Origin of the sequence: Microbulbifer sp. NBRC 101763, from assembly GCF_040371615.1 — a bacterium.
GTDB classification, from domain to species: domain Bacteria; phylum Pseudomonadota; class Gammaproteobacteria; order Pseudomonadales; family Cellvibrionaceae; genus Microbulbifer; species Microbulbifer variabilis.
The window spans coordinates 468,671-491,606 of sequence record NZ_BAABQV010000004.1; the positions used below are offsets into that span (position 1 = coordinate 468,671).

Here is a 22,936-nt window from a genome sequence, read left to right on the forward strand (position 1 = left end):
GTCGAATTCAGTGATCAATTCCTGACGTTTTATTAAACTATTTGCGTCCCATTCTCATTTGGCGGAAATGTCTGTTTTTAAAGGGATTTTCATCTGTTTATTTACACAGCCAAAACCGCGAGAAGCTGCTCTCGCAGCCAGCGATTGGCGGGATCTTCGTGTAGATTTTTGTGCCACAACAGGTGCCAGTCCATCAGGGGTATTTGGAAGGGCAGCTCGAATAGACGGGCAGAATATTGACTGGCCAGACTCGCCGGTACTGTTAGAGCCAAGTCGGTACGTAACACTACCAAAGGCGCCACTCGGTAGTGCTGTACTCGAAGTTTGATATTGCGTCGCCGCCCCAGTTTGTTCAGAGCTATATCTGCCAACCCAGGACCCGTGCGCCTACTGGAGACATGGATATGTTCCAGCTGTAGATATTGATCCAGTGTCAGGCTTGACTCCCCGGCCAAGGGGTGCCCATTGCGCAACATACAGAGATAGCGGTCTTGGTGCAGGCGCTGTTGCTGCAGCTGGGGTGCTGTTGACAGAGGAATATCCAGGGCGAAATCCAACGTATTGGCGGCCAGTTCTTTTGCCAGCTGATCCCTGGGCACGTGGAATGACTCTACTGTTACACCCGGCGCCTCTTTTTCCAGGCGTTCCAAGAGGGGCGGTAGCAACAGGGTTTCTGCCATATCGTTCATAGACAGTCGCAATGTTTTGCGTGCCAGGGCGGGGTTGAACTGGCGGTGTTCATTCAGGCTGGTACCAAGCAGGGAAAGGGCCTGCTGCACCCTGGGCATAATGGATTCCGTAAGGGGGGTGGGAGTCATGCCGGATGGGCCGCGAATAAATAGTGGGTCGTCCAGGGTACGGCGCAGTCGTGCCAAAGCATTACTCACCGCAGGTTGGGTGATATGCAACTGTTCAGCCGCACGGGTGAGGTTGCCCGCGCTATAAATGGCCTCCAGAACCAGGAACAGGTTCATATCCATTTTTTGCAGCTGCATAAGTGCCCCATTCATAACCATTGTGAATGATCACATATTCGCATAATAAACTTTGATGATTCAAACGAGAGGGCTAGGGTTGGAGCTCCATAAAAAGAGGAACTCGCTGTGGCCGAATCAATTGTGGTGCGCCATGGACAGGCGTCCTTCGGCGCCGATGATTACGACAATCTCTCCGATGTTGGCTGGCAGCAATCCCGCTGGCTGGGAGAATACTGGCGGAAGACTGGCCAGAAATTTGACCGGATTTTATGTGGCAGCCTGCGCCGCCACCGGCAGACCACCGTGGGCATTTGCGAAGGTCTTGGCATCGATTTAGACAGCCACTTGACGGTAGTTTCCCAGTTGGATGAATTTAATTTCCATGAGGTGGCGCGTCTTTACAGTGAAAAAAATTCCGCAGCTACCCCCGGCCCCAACGCACCCCGTGCCGATTTTTACCGTTTTTTGATGCAGGGCATGCTCGCCTGGTCCGCAGGGGAAATTACTCCTGCAGAGAGTTGGCAGGCATTCGAAAATCGCATTCGTGAAGTTTTGAATTTCATCAGCGATACCCCCAAAGGCAGTAAAACCCTGGTAGTCAGTTCCGGTGGGGCTATTGCCATGATGGTGCGGCAGGTATTGGGAGGTCCTCCCGAGACGGTGATCAAACTCAACATGCAGATACAGAATACCGGCACTACCCGTTTTTTCTCTAGCCCAGGGCAGGGCCTTAGCTTGAACAGTTTTAACCATGTGCCTCATTTGGAGAGAGAGGAGCGCCACACTTCCGTGACTTACAGCTGAATTAAAACCTACAACGCAATTAAAGGTGAGAAGACATGGAGTTTGAATATTCAGAAAAGGTAAAGGGCCTGTTGGAGCGGCTCAAAAGCTTTATGCAGGAATATGTATATCCTGCTGAGAGTACTTATATACAGCAGTTACAGGATGATCCCTGGGGCGAGCCCCCTATTATGGAGGTTTTAAAAGAAAAGGCCCGGGAGGCTGAGCTGTGGAATTTATTCTTACCCGACTCCAGCTATGGTGCCGGCCTTACCAACTTGGAATATGCGCCTTTGGCGGAAGAGATGGGGAAGGTCTTATTTGCCTCAGAAGTTTTTAATTGCAGCGCCCCGGATACCGGGAATATGGAAGTACTGACCCAGTACGGATCGGAAGCGCAACGGGAAACCTGGCTGAGGCCATTGCTGGAAGGCAATATTCGCTCGGCATTCGCCATGACCGAACCCAAGGTAGCCTCTTCCGATGCCACGAACATTGAAACTTCCATCGTGCGCGATGGCGATGAATATGTGATTAATGGTCATAAATTTTATATTAGTGGCCTGATGAATAAGCGCTGTAAGGTCATGATTGTGATGGGCAAGACCGATCCCGCTAATCCGGATCGGCACCGCCAACAATCTCAAATCCTGGTTCCCACAGATACCCCTGGGGTAAAAATAATTCGGCCCATGCGGGTATTTGGTTACGATGATGCCCCGGAAGGTCATGCGGAGGTGATCTTTGATAATGTGCGGGTGCCCGCGTCTAACCTGATTCTCGGAGAAGGGCGTGGTTTTGAAATAGCTCAGGGACGTTTGGGGCCGGGCAGAATTCACCATTGCATGCGCCTGATTGGCCAGGCCCAGCGCGCCCTGGAAATGATGGCAAGCCGCGCGGAAAAACGTATTGTGTTTGGTCGCCCCATGAGCAAACAGGGGTCTGTGCGGGAGGATATTGCCAAGTCTGCCTGTGAAATTGAGCAGGCGCGTCTGCTAACTTTAAAAGCTGCAGCGCAAATGGATCGGCTTGGCAATAAAGCGGCCAAAGACCTGATCGCCATGATTAAAATTGTTGCACCGCAAATGGCCTGCAAGGTGATTGACCGCGCTATCCAGATTCACGGTGCGGCAGGGTTGAGCCAGGACTATAGCTTGGCCCACCATTATGCTTACGCGCGCACTATCCGTTTAGCCGATGGACCGGACCAAGTGCATATGATGCAGTTGGGACGCAACCTGGCTGCGCGTTATGCCATAGAGACTGCACAGGGAGAGGAGCATGTCTGAAACAGTAAAGGAATCCCGTAGTTCAGTGGAAGCTTTGCCACTGGAAAATTTGCGCGAATACCTCAGCGCAAATGTTGAAGGTTTTTCCGGGCCACTGAAAGTGAGTAAATTCTCTGGGGGTCAATCCAATCCCACCTTTAAGCTGGAAACCCCTTCAAATACCTATGTATTGCGCCGGCAGCCCCCGGGAAAACTATTGAAATCCGCTCATGCTGTGGATCGTGAATACCGTGTTATGTCTGCTTTGGCTGATACTGATGTACCGGTACCCAAGGTTTTTCATTTATGTGAAGACCGGGATTTGATCGGTTCCATGTTTTACCTGATGGAATACTGTGAGGGGCGGATCTTCTGGAATGCTTCAATTCCCGAAGTGGACGCCCCTGCGCGCAGTGCTATGTACGATGAAATGAATCGAGTACTCGCTGCTTTACATAGTCTCGACATCGACTCTTTGGGGTTATCTGATTACGGCCGCCCAGGAAATTATTTTCAGCGGCAGCTGGAGCGTTGGACGGGGCAATATCGGGCTTCCGAGACACAGTCTATTGCGGCGATGGAAGAGTTGATCGAATGGCTTGGCAGTGCGCTACCGGAAGACGATGGTCGGGTAGCTCTGGTACACGGTGATTACCGCCTCGACAATATGATTTTCCATCCTAAAGAACCCAAAGTTATCGCGCTGCTGGACTGGGAGCTTTCTACTTTGGGCCACCCGTTTGCGGATCTTGCCTATCAGTGCATGCAAATGCGTATGCCTGCTGGGGGCGACAAGATGTCCGGGTTATTGGGGATGGATATTGCTTCGCTGGGTATTCCCTCGGAGCAGGCTTATGTGGCCAAGTATTGTGAGCGTATGGGGATTGAGGGCATTGATCACTGGCCTTTTTATTTAGCGTTTAGTTTTTTCCGCCTGGCGGCGATAGTCCAGGGAGTAGCCAAGCGCGCACAGGATGGAAACGCCTCAAATCGCAATGCGGCGAGCCTCGGCGCGCTGGTGGCGCCACTGGCACAAACGGCAATGAGCATCGCCAGCGAGGCGAGTTAGTTAGAAGGTCATCTCGATACAATTTATTTCGCTTTTGGGAAAATGATAAGGATAAAAAATGGCAAAGAGTCTTTTTGATCTCACCGGAAAAATTGCTCTGGTAACCGGTGCGAGCCGAGGCATTGGTGAGGCAATTGCAAAACTGCTGGCAGAGCAGGGCGCCCATGTATTGGTATCCAGCCGGAAAATCGAAGGCTGCCAAGCCGTTGCTGATGCGATTGTCGATGCCGGTGGTAAAGCAGAAGCGATGCCCTGCCATATAGGCAATATGGAAGACATCCAGAAAGTATTTTCCGATGTTCGCGAGCGCTTCGGGCGGCTGGATATCCTGGTCAACAATGCGGCTACCAACCCCTACTTTGGTCATATCCTCGATACCGATCTTGCGGCATTTGAAAAAACGGTTGAAGTGAATATTCGCGGCTATTTCTTTATGTCTGTGGAGGCGGGCAAGTTGATGCGCGAACAAGGTGGTGGTGTGATTGTGAATACTGCCTCCGTGAATGCCCTGCAGCCTGGCGTGGGCCAGGGGATCTACTCCATCACCAAGGCGGCAGTAGTCAATATGACCAAAGCCTTTGCCAAGGAATGTGCCCAGTTCAATATCCGTGTTAATGCCCTATTGCCTGGGCTGACCAAAACCAAGTTTGCCGGGGCGCTTTTTACTCACGAGGATATTTATAAAACTGCAATCGGCCATATCCCCATGCATCGTCACGCTGAGCCTGAGGAGATGGCGGGCACTGTGCTCTACTTAGTTTCTGATGCGTCCAGTTACACCACGGGGGAATGTGTAGTGGTGGATGGCGGAATGACTTCCTGTGGGGGAATTTAAAATGCAAGATCCAATATTGGATTTCGGCAACCAGGTTGCCCTAATTACTGGCGCCGCCAGTGGTTTTGGCAAGCTGCTGGCTAGAGAATTGGGATCTCGTGGAGCGCGCCTGGTGCTTGCAGATATCAATGAAGAGGGCCTGATGCAACTCGCCGATGACCTGGGTAGTGATGGTATCCAGGTGCGCGCTCAACGCTGTGATGTTTCCTCTGAAGCGGATTGTGTTGCTCTCGTGCAACTGGCTGAGTCCGAATTCGGCGGCCTGGATATGGCGGTAAATAATGCCGGTATCGCTCCGCCGATGATGTCTCTGAAGCAGACTGACGAAGCGATGATGGACCACCAGTACAATGTAAACCTGAAGGGCGTATTTTTCGGACTCAAGCACCAGCTGCCGTTAATGAAAGATCGTGGCGGTGTAGTGCTCAATGTATCCTCTATGGCTGGACTGGGTGGCGCACCCAAAATTGCCTCATATGCAGCCGCCAAGCATGGGGTTATCGGGCTGACCAAAACTGCGGCGATGGAAAATGCCAAATATGGCATTCGGGTCAATGCCATTTGCCCATTCTATTGCCTGACGCCTATGGTGACCTCTGTGGAGGCCCCTGGGGCCAGCCCGGAAGAGGTACAGGCTTTTCTCGCCGAGGGTTGTCCGATGAAGCGTCTTGGCGAGCCTGAAGAAGTGGTAGCGGCTATGTTGATGCTACTCTCTCCGAAGATGACTTATGTTACGGGCCAGGCACTAGCGGTGGATGGCGGTTTATCGGCATACTAGCTCCTTTGTGCTAGTAATATCGAGGGCAGCCGCAATCTCATTGCAGCTGCCCCGATTTGTTAATCCCGCTAAAACACAGAAGAAGGAACCTTCTATGCCTACCCTAATTCCGCCAGAGAGAATTGGTGAGTTTATCGGACTGGAAATTGAACCCACTCACTGGTTGGAGATAGATCAGCAGCGCGTTAATAATTTTGCTGAATGTACTCTGGATCGGCAATTTATTCATGTTGACCCTGAAGCTGCAATGCAGACACCATTTGGGGGGACTATCGCTCATGGATTCCTCACTCTGTCACTGCTATCGCATTTTATAGAGAGGCTCGATATTCAGATTGAGGGAATGCATATGGTAGTAAACTATGGACTGGAAAAGGTTCGATTTATTCGGCCAGTTAAAGTCGGTAGCCGAGTCGCTGTAAGGGCAAAAATCTGTGATATCAATGAGAAAAAGCAGGGCCAGTTTTTGATCAGGTTACAGGCAACTATGGATATCGAAGGAGAGGTCAGGCCGGCATTCGTGGCGGAGTGTTTGTTTCTACAGCTGACCAAATAACAAATGGTAGGGGCTCAGCTTTATTAAAGGTCTTTAGCCCAGGGGAAGACCTTTCTTTCTTTGTTGGAATAAATAACTTCTATTTGTTTTTTTGTATCAAAATCACCTATATGAAGCTCATGTTCTACCGCGTCAGCTTCGTGTTTCCAGCGCAGCTCATAAGGGCCGGCTTCACTGATATTAAAAGAAAAACGGCCATTTCGATCACTCCGGGCAGTTGCAATGCGATCCCAACTTTGCATCGACATTACCGGTTCATTCAACCGAAGTAGATATAGATCCAGCCCTGCTTTGGGTGAGCGTGTCCGCTCTGTTAGGACCCTGCCTTCCAATACTTTATTGACAGCAGTCATTATTTATAGAGATGCCAGGGATTGGCGCACAATATTCAAGTGGGAAACGGGAATCCCTTTCTTATAGTAGGCACCGGTAAAGTTGACCTGCTGTACTTGAATAAAATTTGATATCAACGGGCTCCCCCAGTAAGGATTTCTTCCCCACCAGCCATAACGTCCAGCGCTTCTCGGATTTCTCTGAAAAAAATTGTGGGCCTGGAGGACGTTGTCATACAGAAGGTGGAAAGTCCTACTATCAAAAATGCTGTGTGCATCAAAGACCACCAAGTGATTTAGAGTGACCCCAACACGACCGAGCATATTGGCAAGCTTAATTGCGGAGGTACCTCCGCGGCTATAGCCAAATAGCATCAGGCTTTTTTTCTGCCTAGCCTCTTGGACAAGATACTTTCGAGCCCGGCGCTTCTCGCCTGGGCCAAACATGCTTCCACCCATTTCATTGATCAGGGCGCTGAGTGCTCGGTTGTCTCCCGCACTTGGGCCACCGGCACCGTAGATACCAGCCACGGCTAGGCTATTTTTTAATACTGGATTTTTGCCTGGTTTTTCGGTGGGGAGTTTTTCGTCAATCAAGGTCATTTCAGTAAAGCCAAACTGCACTTGAAAGGTTTGCCTTAATTACGACTTCCATCTGTAGAGTCGATTGGTAAACCGATACCCGGATTTCAAATAGGAGCTGCGGTAATACACAAAACTGACTGTCGCTAGTGCAGGATGCGACAGCGCTTTTGTGCGAATTTGCGCAGCTCACGAGGTAAGGGTTGTTCTGCTGTGGTCCTCTGTTGTGATCGCCACTCTTGGCATAGAGCAATATAGTTTCCCGCTGTAACCTGATTTCTCAATGCCTGCCAGGGGTCTTCCTGTGTTTCAGGCTCTATTTGAGGAGGCTGCCACCGGGCGATTTCCAATTCGGGTTGTGGACTTTCGTTTTCTGGGGTCATCCTTGGGGTCAGGGCTCCCAGGTGCTGTGCTGGATGCACCAACATTAAGATGGCAGCGATGGTGGCGCAGCCGAGTGAGGCTCTGGACAGTATTCGGCCGATATCTTTTTTCGGCTGTAGCCTTTTTGCTTGCTGTAATACCTGGGTATCCAGTTGCTGCGGGGAGGTAAAAGCTGACACCTCTTCGCGATATTGGTGCTCCCAATTGCTCATGCTTCTACCTCGATCACTCTTCTATAACCTCCACTTGCCAGGGTTTTGGTTGTACTCCGTACACCAGCGTCTCAATTTGCTCCTTTGCCCGATGATAGTATTCCCGACACTTTTTCAGGGATATCTGCTCAATATCTGCGACAGTGGCTAGGGAAAGCTTGCACTCCATATGGAGAAGCAAAATGTTGCGCTGCAAGGAGGGAAGTTTCTGGATAGCTACGAGCACGGCACTTTTTCGGTAATCGACTGCAGTAGACTTGTGCTCGTTCAATGCTTGTTGTTCACGCAGAGCTTTGTTGATTTGAATAAATAACCAGTTGCGAAAAAGCCTGCCATGTAACTGTGGCGGGTTTTCCAATATTTTTTGCCAGAGCTCTTGTAATATTTTTGCGGAAGAGGCTGGCGCCATTTGTATTGAATAGCGATACAAGGCGTCTTTGTGGCGCGTATAAAGTTGGTGAAATACGACAGTTTTACGCGTTTCCTTGTAGTGATCGAGGAGCGCTTCGTCTGTCAGATGTTGAAATGCTTTGCGGGACAAGTTGTCGCGCCTCCGTACGCGGATAATCCGAGCTCTGGTGGCTTCTGGAGCCTGGGTTTATACGGCGTTGATAATGGAAATTGTAGTATGTTTAAGCGTCTTACATATTTTCTCAGGCACCGGTGGACTCTGGTTTTTTAGAAGTTGGCTAAGAGTCTTTGGGCTTGCGAAGTATAGATGTCCGTTTCTTACCCGGTTTTACATCGGGTAACGGCCAACGCCAGTTTTTGATGAGCGGTTGATTGTCGCTTTAAGCCTTTTTTAAAGGGGAAGTGGCGCAAAAAGAAATATTATGTCTGGTGGAAAAATTATCGAAGTAGTAATTCTGGTAGTGGCAAAGGCAGCTGCTCAGGACCTTTGCCTGCGCGTAAGTCGGTCAGCCTGAGCCCGACACCTAGGAGACGAATAGGGTTCGGCCGTTTTTCCCAGCACTCTTGTAGCAGCTGCCGAAACTCAGAGATTCTTCCCGCGCGGCTACTGCGCTCATGGGTACTCTGGGTAAAGTCCGCGTATTTTACTTTTACGGTGGCGCCATTAACTTCGTAGCGATCGCCGAGCTTTTCCACCCGTTCCAATAGGCGCATATAAAGTGCGCTTAATTGCTCCAGCCATTCCTCAAATTCACACAGGTCTTCACTGAAGGTACGTTCTACACTGACGCTCTTACGTGCACCGTCACCACTAACCGGGCGCTCGTCGATCCCACGGCTCAGTTCATAAAGGCGGCGGCCAAATTTACCAAAAAGTTTACTTAACTCGATTTGAGAATAACGTCTCAGATCCGCGCAGGTATGAATACCTTGGCGATGCATTTTTTCAGCGGTTACCCGGCCGACACCATGGATTTTGCCAACCGGCAGGCGCACAACAAATTGATCTACTTCGTCGGGGGTAATAACTGTGAGGCCGTCGGGCTTACGCCAGTCACTGGCAATCTTGGCCAGGAACTTGTTTGGCGCCACCCCAGCGGAGATGGTGATACCCAGGTTGTCTTTTACCCTCTGGCGGATTTCTTCAGCAATGAGAGTGGCGCTGCCCTGGCAGCGAGCACTATTCGTGACATCCAGGAAGGCCTCATCAAGGGATAAGGGTTCAATATCATCGCAGTAGTCGAGGAATATCTCGCGGATCTGCCCGCTGACCTCCCGGTATTTAGCCATGTTACCGGGTACTACAATCAAGTCAGGGCAGAGTTTCTTGGCCTGGGCGGTAGGCATAGCGGAGCGCACCCCATAGCTGCGCGCTTCGTAGTTGCAGGTGGAAATAACCCCACGGCGGTCACTGCTACCTCCTACAGCCAGCGGTCGCCCACGCAGGTTGGGATCGTCTCGCATTTCAACCGACGCGTAAAAACAATCACAGTCGCAATGGATAATCTTTCGCATGCTGTGATTATATACAGTCTTTTAGGGCGCCAGGAAGTCAATTGTGTCGCTGGGGCCGGAGCCAGTTAATAACAGCCAGGTTAACAGGTAGGTGAACGATGAGCAGCATCCCTTTGGTGGAGAGCCCGGATGGTGACGAGGAGGCCAGGGTTTTTGCAGAGATTCAGGATCAGCTGGGCGGCATACCGAGCCTGTTTCGCGTTTATGCACACCACGAGGGTTTGCTTAAAGCCAATTGGGACAAGTTTAAGGCGGTCATGCTGCACGGTTGCCTGTCTGCCCAGCTGAAAGAAGCTATCGGGCTTGCTGTTTCCGCGGACAATCATTGTGACTATGGCATCTATCATCACAGTACGTCTTTGCAAATGCTGGGAGTGGATGCTGCGGAGATTATGCGCATCCGTACCGACCCCAAAAACGTGCATTTTTCAGAAAAAGAACATGCTCTGTTCGATCTGGCCCGCAATGCCAACAGTGCCCCCGATGATCATCGCCGGCACTTGATCGCTGAAGCGCGAAAGCTAGGGGCCAGGGATGATGAGCTGCTTGAAGCATTGGGAGTGATGGAACTGGTTTCGGGCTTTAACCACCTGGCAGAAGTACTAAGTCTGGTCCCGACTCGCACACCACACCAAAAGTAACCCCGGTACATACCGGGGTGACTGGCTGAGTCCCTGAGCTACTTGTCAGGCAATACTATTTGGGCGGCCTGGATTTACCGAATATCAGTGCCAGTACGAACAGCACAATAAAGATAAAGAAGAGAATTTTAGCGATTTCCGTCGCCGTGGTGGCAATACCACTGAAGCCAAAGAAGGCGGCGATCAAGGCAATTACCAGAAAGAGTATGGCCCAGCGCAACATGGCGATAGCTCCCAATGTGAGTACGGGAGTGGGCCGCAGAGTTCAATACCCGGCTCCCATTGGCCTTATTGATAATGTCGTCTGCTGTCTCTTACAAGTTTTCGATTTTCTCGCTCTCTGCTATTTGGGCGAGAGTAACAAAACGAAATCCTTGCTGGTGGAGTTGAGTGCTGATCAGCGGGAGGGCCTCAATAATCTGCTCACTGTGTTCATACATGGGATGCAACATCACCACACTGCCATCGGTAGCGTTTTCTGCCACATAGCCGGCAATTGACTCAGGTTCACTCATGTCGACATGAAGGCGGGGCTCAAGATCCCATTTAGCCAGCTGGAACTCCTGTTCTTCCAGTAAATCACTGAGCTCAACGGATATATTGCCAAATGGCGGCATAATCATTGGGCGTTCCTGGTAACCATGGCTTTGGAGTAATTTACAGGTTTTTTTGATTTCCTCCTTAGCACTGCTTAGGGGTAGTTCAGCCAGGTTGATGTGGGAGTAACCGTGATTTCCCAGCTGGTGACCGGCATTAATAATGGCGCGAGTTTGTTCGGGAAACTGTTCCATTTGCATGCCGACAGGAAAAAAGGTGGCTTTGATTTGGAGTGCATCGAGTTGCTGTAATAGGGACTCTGTTACCCCGGGTACGGGGCCCTCGCCAAAGGCCAGGGCAATCTGTTTTTCCTTCCCAGTATTAGCCAAAGTGGCTGGAGAAAAGCTTAAATAAATAATTGAAATCGCAGTTATTATTATTCTCATTTAGCTATCCTGCTTTATAAAAGCTCAAAAATGAAAAAAGCCGTCAGTGACGGCTTTTTTGTAGGCTGTTATCGCTCGAGAAGCTCGAGCTTACCCTTCTTACCATCCCATTCCTCGGCATCTGGTAATGGGTCTTTTTTCTCAGTGATATTGGGCCAGACTTCAGCGAGCTCAGCGTTCAGCTCAATATATTCCTGCTGGTCATCAGGAACTTCATCCTCCGAGAAAATCGCATTGGCGGGACACTCCGGTTCACACAGGGCGCAGTCAATACACTCGTCGGGGTGAATAACCAGGAAGTTGGGGCCTTCGTAAAAACAGTCTACCGGGCAAACCTCTACACAGTCAGTGTATTTGCACTTAATGCAGTTTTCCCCAATTACGAATGTCATGTTTGTCCCTCGATAGTGCCACTGAATTCTTCGTGCAGCGGATTTTATCAATTACTGGCGCGAATTGTAGTGGCTTTTCAGTCGATTTAGTTCACTGTTTATAACAAGTTGCGTTGGACGACAGCTGTCGCCCAAGTCTTCACTTCAATAGCTTGCGCAAAGAGTAGAGTGCTTCCAATGCCTGACGTGGCGTCATATCGTCCGGGTCCAGCCCTTCCAGGGCATCTACCGCCGGGTGGCTGGGGCTGCCGAACAGGTCAACCTGCTGGGGAGAGCCGGGTGCCGTAGCCGCTGGAGCTACCGCTGATTCCGGTTCCTGCCTGGGGGCCGGCGCGGGTTTGGGGAGAGGAGGCGGAACATCTACTGATTGGACGCCGGCCTCCAATGCTGCCAGGCGGGCGCGGGCTTCGGTAAGCACATCTGCAGGAATACCCGCCAGCTTGGCGACCTGCAATCCATAACTTTTAGACGCGGGCCCTTCCTGAATGCGGTGCAGGAAGACGATACCTTCACCGTGCTCAGTGGCATCCAAATGGATATTGGCTGCTTCTGCACATTGGCTGGGTAGATCGGTCAGTTCGAAGTAGTGAGTGGCAAAAAGGGTAAAGGCGCGTACTTCCCCTGCCAGATAGTGAGCACAGGCCCAGGCCAGGGAGAGGCCATCGTAAGTACTGGTGCCGCGGCCAATCTCATCCATCAGCACCAGGCTGTGCTCGCTGGCATTACGCAGGATATTAGCTGTCTCGGTCATCTCTACCATAAAGGTAGAGCGGCCACCGGCCAGGTCATCGGCGCTGCCGATACGGGTGAAGATACGATCCAGTAGACCGATCTGGGCGCTGTCTGCGGGTACATAGCTGCCGCAGTGGGCCAGCAGTGCAATCAGCGCAGTTTGGCGCATATAGGTAGATTTACCACCCATGTTTGGACCGGTAATGACCAGCATGCGTCGGTCGTTGCGAAGCTCGATATCGTTGGCTACGAAGGGTTCGTCTAAAACTTGCTCGACTACCGGGTGGCGCCCGCCGGTAATATACAGACCCGGCTCGGTACCCAGTTCGGGGCGGCAGAGGCGCAAGTCGTCCGCTCGCTCGGCCAAACAGGCCAATACATCCAGTTCAGAAATACCGGCCGCAGCGGCTTGCAGCTCTGCCAGGGACTTATTTAGCTGATTGATCAGCTCCTCATAAAGTGCTTTCTCCCGAGCCAATGCGCGGCTCTTGGCGGAGAGTGCCTTGTCCTCGAACTCCTTTAATTCCGGAGTAATAAAGCGCTCGGCATTTTTCAGGGTCTGGCGGCGGATATATTCGGCTGGCGCTTTGTCACTCTGGCCCCGGCTGATCTCGATAAAGTAGCCATGCACCCGGTTGTAACCCACTTTTAAGGTTGGGATGCCTGTACGCTCTTTCTCTCGCTGCTCCAGCTGAACCAGATAATCCCCGGCGTTCTCGCTGATAGCCCGCAGCTCATCTAAATCTTCGTCATAGCCGGTGGCGATAACCCCGCCATCGCGTATTACGACAGGCGGGTTTTCGATAATGGCTTTTTGCAGAAGCGCCACGGTCTCTGGCCATTCACCGACCTGGCTGCATAACTCTCTAAGCAGCGTGGCACCTGAATCTTCTAACTGCCCCTGAATTTCGGGGAACTGTGCCAGGGATTGGCCTAGGCGTGCCAAGTCGCGGGGGCGTGCAGAGCGCAATGCCAAGCGACCCAGGATACGCTCCATATCCCCCACAGGTTTCAGGGCATCACGCAGTGGTTCAAAACCATAATCAGCAATCAGGGCCGCAATAGCATCCTGGCGGTTGCGCAGTGTAGTGAGCTGGCGCAGAGGGTTATTTAACCAACGGCGTAGTAAACGGCTACCCATTGCGGTTTTGCAGCTATCAAAAACTGACAGCAGGGTATTGTCATCGCCGCCGTTGAGGTTTAGGTCGATTTCCAGGTTGCGGCGGCTGGCACCGTCCAAGGCAACTGTTTCATCGCCGCTTTCGGTGAGCAGGCCGCGAATATGGGGAAGTTCGGTACGCTGGGTATCCCGCGCATATTGCAGTAGGCAACCAGCGGCGACTACCGCACCGTGCATATGGCTGCAGCCGAAGGCTTCCAGATTCATGGTGCCAAATTGCTGATTCAGCAGGCGCAGGGCAGTTTCCAATTCGAATTCCCAGGGGGCGCGGCGGCGCAAACCGGTGCGGCGCTCAATCTCCGCCGGCAAAGTGAGATCTTCTGGAGCTAGAAGTTCTGCGGGATTATGCCGTTGAACCTGTTCAGCAAGAGCCTCAAGGGTATCGGTCTCTTGCACCACAAAGCGGCCAGTGGCCAAGTCTAATAGTGCCAGGCCAAAACCATCACCTAAGTGAGAGATGGCAGCCAACAGGTTATCGCGACGGTCATTGAGGAGAGCTTCATCAGTGACGGTACCAGGGGTGACAATCCTTACTACTTGCCGCTCAACGGGTCCCTTGCTGGTGGCTGGATCGCCAATCTGCTCACAAATCGCTACAGATACACCAGCCTTGATCAAACGCGCTAAATATCCTTCTGCGGCATGGTAAGGAATGCCTGCCATGGGGATTGGCTCACCGCCTGATTTGCCTCGTGCTGTAAGGGTGACATCTAACAGTTCTGCAGCCTTCTTGGCATCATCAAAGAACAGCTCGTAAAAGTCCCCCATACGGTAGAACACCAGCTCCTGGGGGTGCTGGGCTTTGATGCGCATGTATTGTTGCATCATGGGAGTGTGTTCGGGCTTCGCGGGTTTGGTTTTGCTTGCGGTTTTTGGCATTTTTCTCTAAGAAAATCAGTAAATTACAAAAGTGTTCGCAAACCCCGAGAGCCCCGCAAGAGATACGGCTAGCTCATACTGGGGTAGGGGGCAGGTTTGTTCTAGGGCATAAAAAGCAGAAGCGTTCGATCAAAAATTGAACGGAAAGCCCAAACCTGATGTTCCTGAAGCGCGCAATCTTGGCAGGTCTGGACGGGAAGCCCAGCCCAGAGTTCGAAGGGCTTCTTTTATAGGGGGCGCAGAATAGCAGAGTGAGGGGCAAACCACTATGGATGGCTGATCAACCGCAAGAGGAATGGTTTGTAGCAAACGAGTGTATTAAAGAGCAAAGCTTTGATAGGGAAATACGGTGTTTTGACTTTGAGGTAAGACCTCTTTGCTCTTAAGAGTGTGATGTTACTCATAGGAGGGCCTGGCAGTTAAGAAGATGTAAGGCTAGGTATCTATGTAACTCCTGATTCTTCATAGTGGTGCACAAAGAAAATTATTGGTAGCGCACTTTCAACTAGGACGCATGTACGTAATCAAGTTAGGAAAATACAGTGCTGATAGCTAAATCCCACTTCGTATATCAAAGTTCTAGAGAAGCTTCTCCTACTTCATGAGGAAATTTTCGAACTTGTTGATATTTAAGGGAACTGAAAAATGATACAAAGCAGAGAAAGCTTGGAAGTATAAAGGCGCTGCTATATGTCTACCTGTTTGATTTCGTGACACTTGATGTAACTTTTTGATTTTGTTGGCTTTTTAAGCGGACTTTGATTTAAGACGGTAGAATTATATAGAGGCTGCTTTTGAATTGGCTGCTATGTCTCTCAGAGGTTAAGAACTAAAGAGTGGAATAACTGAGAACAAAGAGCATCATTATTGCTTGACTAGAATACTACTTCCGAAAGTAATATTTAGTGATGCAATTGAAAATTTTGTGGCGGCTATAGATAGGAATGGTTGAAGTGTGTTTTCTAATGCTTGGGATAGTTTTGCAGAAAAGTTTCCGGAAAATGAATTTATATCAAGAAAAAAATCGATGTTTTCGTTGATGAGATTGAAAAAAGGGTGGAGCTAACAACAATTAATCTACCTATGCCTGCTCAGAATCGAAACCTATTACCAGGCCTGGTAAAGCCAAAGGGTAGTGAGATTTATAGATGTTTCAGTTTGGAATATTTCGTTAACCCAATGAATGGTGAGGTCGGCACAATGCTTACGGAACGATCGAAAGATAGCAGAGCAAATCATGGACCAGGACCCGCTTCTGATAAGGAGTTATTTGTCAAAGCTATTTCTGATCTGGTGGTAAGTAAAAAGTCTCCGGTAAGTTTTATCAAAGACTTGTTTAAGGCATAACAAGGTGATGAATTTCGTTCCAGCCCTACGGACTTCCACCGGACACACCACGCTTCGCATGCTGTTCCGATTATCGCGGAGTTAACTGCAAAAGCCGTGAAAGAAATATTGGTAGTATTAATGTTCATGTTGTAGCTTCTATTATTTTTAATAGGCTACGGAAGTCTCATTCCTACGATTCTAGGATCGAAGGAGAGAAAAGAGCGATTTCCCAAAATCAAGAAGACCCTAGATAGCTTTGACTATAATGCATACAAAATTGTATGGTTTATTATGACAGTGGCACTCCCAGTGGTTTATTTAGGGTTAACTGTCGGCTATTTTCAAAGCTGTATGAAAGAAAAGAATATTAGAGTTTTTGGCTATGTGATCGGCGTTCTGAATGTGGCACTGTTATGGGCTGTTGGGTACTACATCCTGCATCATAGTTAACAACGCCAGGCAATAAAGCTCCTGGCTTTCGGCCCTCCGTGGCGTAGCTTACCTTGTGCATATTTTGCATGGGTTGCTACGCTCCCTTTTTGCGCAAAAAGTGCACAAGATAAGCTGCCCCTGCCGGTGGCGTTATGTGTAACTCGAGGTAAGAATGAGTAAGAAGGGCAGGCGCATCTATGTTGCGGTATATATTATTCTGGGAACAGTTGGTATCCATTTTCTAGACGAAATATATGCTTCCATAATGATGGAATAATTGGCTAGGAATCCGTCTCCAGATTTGTATGCAAATAATCGCGGGTTCCAATACGTAGCATTCTGGGTTACATGGGGCATAGCCTTATCATTCGCCCTAGTACTATCAACAATAATACTCATTAAAGTGCTGAGCAGGGAACATGCCAAAAACACATAACAAAGCGCTGTTGTCGCCATGCTTCACATGGCAGGGGCAGTCTACACCGCATTTCGGCTACTCAAAATCTGATCATTATACCTTATGAATAAGACAATTTTCTCCGCAGTACTTTTTTCCATATGTAGCGCAAAAAATTTAGTATTCGCTTGCGCCAAGGAAAGTCCATCTATGGAGGACTTGTATTCTAATGAAGGTGTGGAGATATTTGGGCCGTTACTAGTTTCTGAAATTAAGACGCATATAAATAAAAGGAGAAAAGAATTAGGTCTTGATCCTATTTCAGAATCCAAACTTCTTGTAGACGTCAAGGAAAAGCTGAAGTTTGGCGATAAAATCTATTTCTTTAAAGAGTCACTCCGTGGCTATTATATGGATGGCTATATTTTAGAGAGAGATGGTTGTGCAATTGAGTTTTTCCCGGGTTCGGTAAGCTAGAGATGTATAACAAGCGTAAGCAGTTTGCTATGGCGTTGCGGGCCTTAGCGGGACGCCCAACGCTGTGCATATTTTGTGCAGGTCGGTACACTCCCAATTTCACACAGCATTGTTTACCCCTATTGCGGGCGTTAGCTTCTTCTGGGAATTTCATGAATAATATAGATCTAAAAGGAATTTTCTTGGGCGGTTTTCTTGGGCTGCTTGGTGTTGTCGTTATAGCTGTAATTTCAACGTTTATTAAAATTTTACTATTTGGTTCCCAGCCATACGACGCTCCATACACCACTGAAGAGCTGATTATTTTATTTTTAGCATGTATCTCTAGCTACTTCTGGTCGGGCTTTATAATCTCTAAAATATCCCGAAAAGGTAAATTGCTTAACCCTCTTATCGTCTCTTCAATAATGTTAGTGTTAGCGTTTTTCCCAGCACGTGAGGTGCCGGTATGGTATATTTTATTGTCTGGCTTTCTAGCGCCACCATTTTTCTACTACGGTGCTAGATGCCACCTTAAAAGGCTAATCAGACTTTCAAGCAAGGGTGCCGTAAAGGGCACCGCTTAGCTTGGCGTTATACGACCCAAAAGATTTGACTCTTCGTGAGAATCAACCAATGAGAAATCTGGCCATACTGATATTTCAAACGCTTGACGGCGTAATGCAGGCACCGAGCATACCTGAGGAAGACTTTTCAGGCGGTTTCAGTCATGGAGGCTGGGCCAAGGATTATTGGGATGAAGTCATGGAGCAGGTTGGAAAGGAGGCAATGGCGGAACCGTATGATCTGCTATTAGGACGCAATACCTACAATTTGTTTGCCTCGAATTTTGCAAATGTTGAACCAGGTAATCCAGCTGCGGAAAAACTTAATCAGGCAAAAAAATACGTCGTGACATCAAGGACTGATGATCTTACATGGAATAATTCAATTAAGCTAAGGGGCTCGGATGCGGCCGAAGAGGTTGCCAAAATTAAAGAAATGGAAGGACCACTACTACAGGTTCACGGAAGTTGGCAGTTGGTGCAGTCACTTCTCAAGCATAATCTGGTAGATGAGCTTAGACTTTGGACGTTCCCAGTAGTTGTTGGAGAAGGAAAACGCTTATTTGAAAACGGTGACATTTCGTCAAAATACAAACTCATCAAATTTGCGACCTGTCCTTCAGGTGCTTTTATGCACTTCTATCAATCACTAGATGGCGGTGCTGTATAATAAGTGCATGCAAGCGGACACATTACTTACATGGCCGTTGATGCGAGATGTTAAGTGTATAAATATAATCAACCACATCTATACCAAAATACTGGTTCCACTATGTGCAAATGGGTAACTATTAACAGTAAACTATTTTTATCAAGCGGAGATCGTTAATAATTGGTAAAACGCCGAGAAACTTATTGCGGTAGAATAGGGTATGTCAGTATTCTTCTTACTTTAGCCTATATGCAGTGCCTTGTTTCGTCACAGAGGAAAGAGGTTAAGCGAGTTTCCCCCTAACCTAAAGTAACTGGATGAAATGAATAAATTTCGTCAATAGCTAAATTCACCTGAAGCCATCGAACAAATTTATATGGGATTTATATACCCTATCCCCATAGCTGTGTTTTTTATTTTATAAATGGCTTCGTAAGTTGAGCCATCCATTGAAAAAAACAGCAGTACCTACACTCAGTGAAAGCGTTAGTCCAGACGGACTATACGTCGCTTCGCTTCGCTTTGTTTTGGTCGTCGATGTACCGGGCGTAATGCTTTTAGGTAGGTGAAAAGATTGTTTAATTTTTTGCGAAAAGATCCGTGGTTAAATAGGCTTCTTTCTTATGGTGTATCAAAAGTAAGAGATGCTGCTTTTGAGATAAAAGCATCTTGAGATTTGTCAAGGATAATGGCCTTGTCGCCATATTTGAACGATTTTAGGAGGCATGCGTCAATAGTCGAGCTGGTGGTGCTTTTATATCGAATGAGCATCATCTATTATTCGCCATAAAAAATAGAGTTCGTTTCAGTGGATCAGGGGCGTATTTGTCAGTTTTATCCAGCCGATTAGCTGTTCTAGCCAGAAAAAGATTCTGAAAATATTTCTGTCGAAAGTTCTGAAGTTCGAAAGATCTATAAGAAAAGCATTACTGTGTTCAGTGCAGTAGCTGTTCTCAGCGCTACGTTGTCAGAGAGATCCAAGGGTATCACTATCTGTGGTATGAGTGGAAAAGAGTATAATAAAGCAATCTATCCAGACTGCTGGTTTTGGCAGCAAGGTCTTGCCAAGCGCTGCTTGACTGGCCGATAATTGCCGTGGTAGTAGTACATATCAGGAATGTTATGAATGAATTAGAAATACCTCCTGCAGCGGTTCAGGATGAAAATTCGGTTGAATTAATTCGAGCTTTTGTCGCCAATGGCGCTCAATGGACTTCTATCAATCCACATCTTTTCCGTAACCATGAATTTCAAGAGGAAAAGGCCTGGGGGATATTCTTGGCAGATACTATAAAACACCTTGCAAGCGCAATCTCAGAAAGCAAAAACGTTGATGGCTATGATGTTATAGTTGATATAGTTGAAGCTCTTAACAATGAACTGGATTTATCTACTTCTGATGTTCGGGGTGGTTATCTTAAGGAATAGATGAAAAATCATGGAGTGATCTTTAAACGTAGCTAACAAGGGCCAGCAGCGGATTGTGATCTTGCCCCGTTTTATAGGAGAAAGATCACATATTTCCGCTGGACTTCAATAAAGCTGCTAGTGCGGATGTTAATAGTAAAGAGGAATCAATGGAAATTTTAGGTCGTTCTCCCATTGAAAGGGTAAAATTAGTTACTCTTGATAGCCCTAGATCAGTTTCTATTAAAGCTTTGCTTTTTAGCTTTGATGGTAGAATCGCAAGAAGGCAATTTTTGCTGGCTTTTTTACCAATCTCTCTAATGCCGATATTGTTGGTCGATGTAAGCATAAATGCTGCTTTGAGCTTATTTGTCGTTCTTCTTTGGCCACTATTGGCTGTTACGGCCAAAAGGTATCACGATATTGGCAAGAGAGGCTGGTGGGGATTAATTCAATTTTGGCCTGTAATCGGCTGGATTTGGATATTGTTGGAGTGTGGAACCACAATCGGTGATTTTAAAGATAATAAATACGGGAAATCAATTTGCCGAAAGTAAGTGCCGCATGCTAAGTTTACTGCCAGTCAGTTACATTTCGACGGTTTTGTGCTGCGTGACACACGAGTACTCAACAGATCCAATTCTTCCGGGGTTTTATTCGTGAATCATGAGTTTTTAGCTAAAAATATACGGCGTTTAAAACGGAAAAATTTATTCTGGTTGAGTTCTTAATTCTGAGGATAGCAAGCCTTTTGGGTTTTCAGGCCTTTATGGAGACGATCTTTATTTCGGAGTGGATTCCCAGATGCTTAACACTTGGCTTTTTTGCCCCTCTAGGGCTTGCACTATTAAATAGTGTCATGACCTCCTCAATGCTAGGCTAAATGGCCTTGCAAGGAAGTATGGGTTCACTACGGGCGCTTTCTGTTGAGAGAATCCGCTCCTCAGAAATTTTTTTTGCCGGCTTTTCGCTTCTTTTGAATCCGCATAAAAATTTCTTCGCGGTGTACGGCCAAAGACTTGGGGGCATGTATTCCTTTCTTTACTTGATTACCCTTAACCTCCAATACTGTAACAGTGACACTTGTCCCAATCCGTAGGTTTTCGCTTGTCCGGCGCTTTAAGATCAGCATATTCATTTCCTAATGATACTCAATTCATGAGGGGCATTCTTTGGTGAGAAAGTTTAGAAAGTAGTACATGAAGGAAATAAGAGGTGGTGCAGGAGAACGATAGGCGTAAAAGAAGAAAAGACGGATGCAACACTCCCAGAGCTTAGGGCGTCGCTCCAAGCTGCTGAATGTACTCGACTTTATTGAAGACGAGTGGGTTTCTAGCGTATTATCCATATAACCATCTTGATACTTGTTCTATCAATTTGGTTAGCTGGCCCCTGGTGTTGTACCTTGGATCAGTGCCTTTCATCTACTCTTACGTCACTCTACCGTTCTCCTCTTGAGGGGATGGGGCTCTTAGAAATTTGGGTTCTAATGCAGTTCTTAAGCTGTTGGCCTGCAGAAGCCTGTTCAATTACAGCTTACAATATTGATAAAAGGCTATCGATTTTACGCAGCTTTGATGTTAAAGGAACTTAATGAAATATAATGGGTTAATTTTGGCGCCTATATTTCTATATGCGCACGCTTGAAGAATCAAACAGCCTATAAATGGGCCTCTAGAATTCACAAAGCTGCGAGTACTCTAAATGTGATAACGAATTGCTACTGGAAGAGTATCAGTTTCTTTTTTAGATAAAGTAAATGGAACTAAAGCTATTTGGAGCTGAGCGAAACACGAGATTTACAGTAGTATCTACGCAAATTTATTTGGCAGCAATAATTAATCGGCGATCGGCTTAAAGAGATGTAATTGTTTATTAAAGTGCAATGGGAGCAAAGGCGTATTTAGATTGCTCCCAATCCCTGATTAACGTATTAGTTTCTTATGAAATTTCAGGTGTTTCTTTAATAGCGCGTAAGTCTCCCCATACCTCAAGAAACTGATGCCGCTCTACCTTTCGGTTTGTAGTGAGTGTCAGTAGAGAATCGATACCTACTTCAGTAAAAAGTGACTTAATAGCATCTTGTTCTTTTTGATTGGCGCGCTGGTAACATTCTTGCAAGCGTTGTAGCAGATAAAAACGGTAAGGCAGTACGTGTGTTTTTAAGCGGATACCTCTCCAAGTAAACTCAGCCTGCCCAATTGTTCGAGCAGTTGGGTTATCCATACCATTGGTTCCAGCTTTTAAGGTGGTGTGCTGATCCAACCAACTATTAGCAAACTGGATATGCGCTTTTAACTCCGGCAAGTACTCTATAGCAATATATCTCATTAAGGCCTTTAAGGTCGGTGGGAGACATGCTGGGTCAATAAGGGGAGAATTTGACTCCATATGTTCTACCCAACAATCCTCAGTTGTATTCATACGCTCCACCCAGCGGGCAACTATAGGGGCGTGTTGCCGCATCAACATTCCGGGTACTGGGTCCCGATACAAGTGGGCATACAATGGTCCCATTAGTGCATAGTCACCTAAAGTAGGTTGATGTCCCAATAGATAGGGAAATTTCTTTAGATGGTGAGAGAAGAGATCAAGGAACTCTTTGTAGGATGCCTCAATCAAAGCTGCACTCTGTTCCGATACTCCAAAGCCTTGGCAGGCTTTCCGCATACGTTTACTGGCAAAGCCGAACAAACTATTTTCTGTTTCCTCGTCAGCATTGGGAGGAGCGAGTCCCGCTACAAACTCGTTCTTGAGATACTGCAGGTTCTGGGTATCAAAATTCCAGCGATAATGCATCGCGGGCCGCAGTAAGCCTTCTCCGCCAAATAGTTCGAATAAGTACGAGATTACCTGTAAAACAGTGCTGGTCGGGTAGGCGGGGTTGTGAGTACTATTTTTCCGTTCAAAGTACTCAATAATATCTGAGCTGTCCTGAATTACTTCGCCGTTTGGCGTTTCTATGGCGGGCATAATAAAGCGGCCCAGCACAGGAAGTAGTTGCTGGCTATAGTGATCACTATTGACACCGTACTCTTTAAAATCAATCCCTTGCTTACGCAGATAGCTACGGGCCTTGGCGGTATAAAGGGAGGCAGCCATACCATATAACTTATAGGTTTCGCTCATCTAGTGCTCCTAAGATTCTCGGATCAAACGCGCTGAAAGTAAACTGTCTACAGACGGAG

At 47.9% G+C, this 22,936-nt stretch carries 24 protein-coding genes; 12 read left to right on the forward strand and 12 right to left on the reverse strand.

The genetic code is table 11. The features are described 5' to 3' along the window. Window positions 1–101 precede the first annotated feature (101 nt). A complete protein-coding gene (locus ABWV76_RS12625; protein ID WP_353376108.1) occupies window positions 102–995 on the reverse strand; it encodes a LysR family transcriptional regulator in 894 nt (297 codons plus the stop codon). A gap of 108 nt (window positions 996–1,103) precedes the next feature. Here ABWV76_RS12625 and ABWV76_RS12630 point away from each other — a divergent pair, with 108 nt between their 5' ends. The 6 genes from ABWV76_RS12630 (at window position 1,104) to ABWV76_RS12655 (ending at window position 6,266) form a co-directional block, all read left to right on the forward strand. Next, entirely contained in the window at window positions 1,104–1,781 is a 678-nt protein-coding gene (locus ABWV76_RS12630) for a histidine phosphatase family protein (protein ID WP_353376109.1), read from the forward strand. A gap of 35 nt (window positions 1,782–1,816) precedes the next feature. Then, on the forward strand, window positions 1,817–3,049 hold the full coding sequence (locus tag ABWV76_RS12635) for an acyl-CoA dehydrogenase family protein (RefSeq protein WP_353376110.1): 1,233 nt from the start codon (window positions 1,817–1,819) through the stop codon (window positions 3,047–3,049). Beyond that, window positions 3,042–4,097, forward strand: a complete 1,056-nt coding sequence (locus tag ABWV76_RS12640) for a phosphotransferase (RefSeq protein ID WP_353376111.1) — start codon at window positions 3,042–3,044, stop codon at window positions 4,095–4,097. Before ABWV76_RS12635 ends, ABWV76_RS12640 begins: the two co-directional genes overlap by 8 nt. Window positions 4,098–4,155: 58 nt before the next feature. Further along, window positions 4,156–4,932, forward strand: a complete 777-nt coding sequence (locus tag ABWV76_RS12645; protein WP_020411370.1) for an SDR family oxidoreductase — start codon at window positions 4,156–4,158, stop codon at window positions 4,930–4,932. Between the two features lies 1 nt (window position 4,933). Then, complete coding sequence (locus ABWV76_RS12650; RefSeq protein ID WP_353376112.1) at window positions 4,934–5,710, forward strand: SDR family NAD(P)-dependent oxidoreductase; 777 nt, start codon at window positions 4,934–4,936, stop codon at window positions 5,708–5,710. Between the two features lie 94 nt (window positions 5,711–5,804). Next, entirely contained in the window at window positions 5,805–6,266 is a 462-nt protein-coding gene (locus ABWV76_RS12655; protein WP_353376113.1) for a MaoC family dehydratase, read from the forward strand. 23 nt (window positions 6,267–6,289) lie between these two features. Here the strand turns inward: ABWV76_RS12655 and ABWV76_RS12660 are convergent, their stop codons facing one another. The 5 genes from ABWV76_RS12660 to dinB form a co-directional block, all read right to left on the reverse strand. Continuing rightward, window positions 6,290–6,508 carry a hypothetical protein gene (locus tag ABWV76_RS12660; protein ID WP_353376114.1) on the reverse strand — a complete coding sequence of 73 codons (219 nt, stop codon included), beginning with the start codon at window positions 6,506–6,508 and terminating at the stop codon, window positions 6,290–6,292. A gap of 114 nt (window positions 6,509–6,622) precedes the next feature. After that, on the reverse strand, window positions 6,623–7,201 hold the full coding sequence (locus tag ABWV76_RS12665; protein ID WP_157533296.1) for a hypothetical protein: 579 nt from the start codon (window positions 7,199–7,201) through the stop codon (window positions 6,623–6,625). Between the two features lie 125 nt (window positions 7,202–7,326). Then, the gene (locus ABWV76_RS12670; protein WP_353376115.1) at window positions 7,327–7,776 is read right to left on the reverse strand and encodes a hypothetical protein; all 450 of its coding nucleotides are present in this window, start codon (window positions 7,774–7,776) and stop codon (window positions 7,327–7,329) included. 13 nt (window positions 7,777–7,789) lie between these two features. Continuing rightward, window positions 7,790–8,317, reverse strand: coding sequence for an RNA polymerase sigma factor (locus tag ABWV76_RS12675; RefSeq protein ID WP_020411364.1), 528 nt, complete (start codon window positions 8,315–8,317; stop codon window positions 7,790–7,792). Window positions 8,318–8,625: 308 nt separating this feature from the next. After that, a complete protein-coding gene (gene dinB, locus ABWV76_RS12680) occupies window positions 8,626–9,702 on the reverse strand; it encodes a DNA polymerase IV (protein WP_026304883.1) in 1,077 nt (358 codons plus the stop codon). Window positions 9,703–9,800: 98 nt separating this feature from the next. On the opposite strand from dinB, the gene ABWV76_RS12685 reads away from it, so the two are divergent. After that, the gene (locus ABWV76_RS12685) at window positions 9,801–10,343 is read left to right on the forward strand and encodes a carboxymuconolactone decarboxylase family protein (RefSeq protein WP_020411362.1); all 543 of its coding nucleotides are present in this window, start codon (window positions 9,801–9,803) and stop codon (window positions 10,341–10,343) included. A gap of 55 nt (window positions 10,344–10,398) precedes the next feature. On the opposite strand, the gene ABWV76_RS12690 is transcribed toward ABWV76_RS12685, so the two are convergent. The 4 genes from ABWV76_RS12690 to mutS form a co-directional block, all read right to left on the reverse strand. After that, complete coding sequence (locus ABWV76_RS12690; RefSeq protein ID WP_020411361.1) at window positions 10,399–10,566, reverse strand: DUF1328 domain-containing protein; 168 nt, start codon at window positions 10,564–10,566, stop codon at window positions 10,399–10,401. A 91-nt stretch (window positions 10,567–10,657) separates the two neighbouring features. Then, window positions 10,658–11,326 carry a polysaccharide deacetylase family protein gene (locus tag ABWV76_RS12695; RefSeq protein WP_353376116.1) on the reverse strand — a complete coding sequence of 223 codons (669 nt, stop codon included), beginning with the start codon at window positions 11,324–11,326 and terminating at the stop codon, window positions 10,658–10,660. Window positions 11,327–11,394: 68 nt separating this feature from the next. Then, window positions 11,395–11,718 carry a ferredoxin FdxA gene (fdxA, locus tag ABWV76_RS12700; RefSeq protein WP_020411359.1) on the reverse strand — a complete coding sequence of 108 codons (324 nt, stop codon included), beginning with the start codon at window positions 11,716–11,718 and terminating at the stop codon, window positions 11,395–11,397. A gap of 139 nt (window positions 11,719–11,857) precedes the next feature. Then, the gene (gene mutS / locus ABWV76_RS12705) at window positions 11,858–14,509 is read right to left on the reverse strand and encodes a DNA mismatch repair protein MutS (RefSeq protein WP_353376117.1); all 2,652 of its coding nucleotides are present in this window, start codon (window positions 14,507–14,509) and stop codon (window positions 11,858–11,860) included. A gap of 2,368 nt (window positions 14,510–16,877) precedes the next feature. On the opposite strand from mutS, the gene ABWV76_RS12710 reads away from it, so the two are divergent. The 5 genes from ABWV76_RS12710 to ABWV76_RS12730 all read left to right on the forward strand — a co-directional run bounded on the left by ABWV76_RS12710 (window position 16,878) and on the right by ABWV76_RS12730 (window position 20,305). After that, complete coding sequence (locus ABWV76_RS12710; RefSeq protein WP_353376118.1) at window positions 16,878–17,144, forward strand: hypothetical protein; 267 nt, start codon at window positions 16,878–16,880, stop codon at window positions 17,142–17,144. Between the two features lie 152 nt (window positions 17,145–17,296). Further along, window positions 17,297–17,710 carry a hypothetical protein gene (locus tag ABWV76_RS12715; RefSeq protein WP_353376119.1) on the forward strand — a complete coding sequence of 138 codons (414 nt, stop codon included), beginning with the start codon at window positions 17,297–17,299 and terminating at the stop codon, window positions 17,708–17,710. Between the two features lie 49 nt (window positions 17,711–17,759). Then, window positions 17,760–18,359, forward strand: a complete 600-nt coding sequence (locus ABWV76_RS12720) for a dihydrofolate reductase family protein (RefSeq protein ID WP_353376120.1) — start codon at window positions 17,760–17,762, stop codon at window positions 18,357–18,359. Window positions 18,360–19,463: 1,104 nt separating this feature from the next. Further along, window positions 19,464–19,769, forward strand: coding sequence for a DUF5076 domain-containing protein (locus tag ABWV76_RS12725; protein WP_353376121.1), 306 nt, complete (start codon window positions 19,464–19,466; stop codon window positions 19,767–19,769). Window positions 19,770–19,918: 149 nt separating this feature from the next. Beyond that, window positions 19,919–20,305, forward strand: a complete 387-nt coding sequence (locus ABWV76_RS12730) for a DUF805 domain-containing protein (protein ID WP_353376122.1) — start codon at window positions 19,919–19,921, stop codon at window positions 20,303–20,305. Window positions 20,306–20,691: 386 nt separating this feature from the next. On the opposite strand, the gene csrA is transcribed toward ABWV76_RS12730, so the two are convergent. Further along, entirely contained in the window at window positions 20,692–20,880 is a 189-nt protein-coding gene (gene csrA / locus ABWV76_RS12735) for a carbon storage regulator CsrA (protein WP_353376123.1), read from the reverse strand. A gap of 809 nt (window positions 20,881–21,689) precedes the next feature. Next, window positions 21,690–22,877 carry a glutathione S-transferase gene (locus tag ABWV76_RS12740; RefSeq protein ID WP_353376124.1) on the reverse strand — a complete coding sequence of 396 codons (1,188 nt, stop codon included), beginning with the start codon at window positions 22,875–22,877 and terminating at the stop codon, window positions 21,690–21,692. Between the last annotated feature and the right edge of the window lie 59 nt (window positions 22,878–22,936).

What these genes read in the sequence shown, in the direction of transcription:
- ABWV76_RS12685 (WP_020411362.1), top strand. Translation starts at nt 9,801, where the DNA reads ATGAGCAGCATCCCTTTGGTGGAGAGCCCGGATGGTGACGAGGAGGCC.
- ABWV76_RS12725 (WP_353376121.1), top strand. Translation starts at nt 19,464, where the DNA reads ATGAATGAATTAGAAATACCTCCTGCAGCGGTTCAGGATGAAAATTCG.
- ABWV76_RS12670 (WP_353376115.1), bottom strand. Translation starts at nt 7,776, where the DNA reads ATGAGCAATTGGGAGCACCAATATCGCGAAGAGGTGTCAGCTTTTACC.
- ABWV76_RS12690 (WP_020411361.1), bottom strand. Translation starts at nt 10,566, where the DNA reads ATGTTGCGCTGGGCCATACTCTTTCTGGTAATTGCCTTGATCGCCGCC.
- ABWV76_RS12740 (WP_353376124.1), bottom strand. Translation starts at nt 22,877, where the DNA reads ATGAGCGAAACCTATAAGTTATATGGTATGGCTGCCTCCCTTTATACC.
- ABWV76_RS12730 (WP_353376122.1), top strand. Translation starts at nt 19,919, where the DNA reads ATGGAAATTTTAGGTCGTTCTCCCATTGAAAGGGTAAAATTAGTTACT.
- csrA (WP_353376123.1), bottom strand. Translation starts at nt 20,880, where the DNA reads ATGCTGATCTTAAAGCGCCGGACAAGCGAAAACCTACGGATTGGGACA.
- ABWV76_RS12720 (WP_353376120.1), top strand. Translation starts at nt 17,760, where the DNA reads ATGAGAAATCTGGCCATACTGATATTTCAAACGCTTGACGGCGTAATG.
- ABWV76_RS12655 (WP_353376113.1), top strand. Translation starts at nt 5,805, where the DNA reads ATGCCTACCCTAATTCCGCCAGAGAGAATTGGTGAGTTTATCGGACTG.
- dinB (WP_026304883.1), bottom strand. Translation starts at nt 9,702, where the DNA reads ATGCGAAAGATTATCCATTGCGACTGTGATTGTTTTTACGCGTCGGTT.
- ABWV76_RS12660 (WP_353376114.1), bottom strand. Translation starts at nt 6,508, where the DNA reads ATGCAAAGTTGGGATCGCATTGCAACTGCCCGGAGTGATCGAAATGGC.
- ABWV76_RS12665 (WP_157533296.1), bottom strand. Translation starts at nt 7,201, where the DNA reads ATGACCTTGATTGACGAAAAACTCCCCACCGAAAAACCAGGCAAAAAT.
- ABWV76_RS12710 (WP_353376118.1), top strand. Translation starts at nt 16,878, where the DNA reads ATGGAGGACTTGTATTCTAATGAAGGTGTGGAGATATTTGGGCCGTTA.
- ABWV76_RS12650 (WP_353376112.1), top strand. Translation starts at nt 4,934, where the DNA reads ATGCAAGATCCAATATTGGATTTCGGCAACCAGGTTGCCCTAATTACT.
- ABWV76_RS12695 (WP_353376116.1), bottom strand. Translation starts at nt 11,326, where the DNA reads ATGAGAATAATAATAACTGCGATTTCAATTATTTATTTAAGCTTTTCT.
- fdxA (WP_020411359.1), bottom strand. Translation starts at nt 11,718, where the DNA reads ATGACATTCGTAATTGGGGAAAACTGCATTAAGTGCAAATACACTGAC.
- ABWV76_RS12715 (WP_353376119.1), top strand. Translation starts at nt 17,297, where the DNA reads ATGAATAATATAGATCTAAAAGGAATTTTCTTGGGCGGTTTTCTTGGG.
- ABWV76_RS12625 (WP_353376108.1), bottom strand. Translation starts at nt 995, where the DNA reads ATGCAGCTGCAAAAAATGGATATGAACCTGTTCCTGGTTCTGGAGGCC.
- ABWV76_RS12645 (WP_020411370.1), top strand. Translation starts at nt 4,156, where the DNA reads ATGGCAAAGAGTCTTTTTGATCTCACCGGAAAAATTGCTCTGGTAACC.
- mutS (WP_353376117.1), bottom strand. Translation starts at nt 14,509, where the DNA reads ATGCCAAAAACCGCAAGCAAAACCAAACCCGCGAAGCCCGAACACACT.
- ABWV76_RS12640 (WP_353376111.1), top strand. Translation starts at nt 3,042, where the DNA reads ATGTCTGAAACAGTAAAGGAATCCCGTAGTTCAGTGGAAGCTTTGCCA.
- ABWV76_RS12635 (WP_353376110.1), top strand. Translation starts at nt 1,817, where the DNA reads ATGGAGTTTGAATATTCAGAAAAGGTAAAGGGCCTGTTGGAGCGGCTC.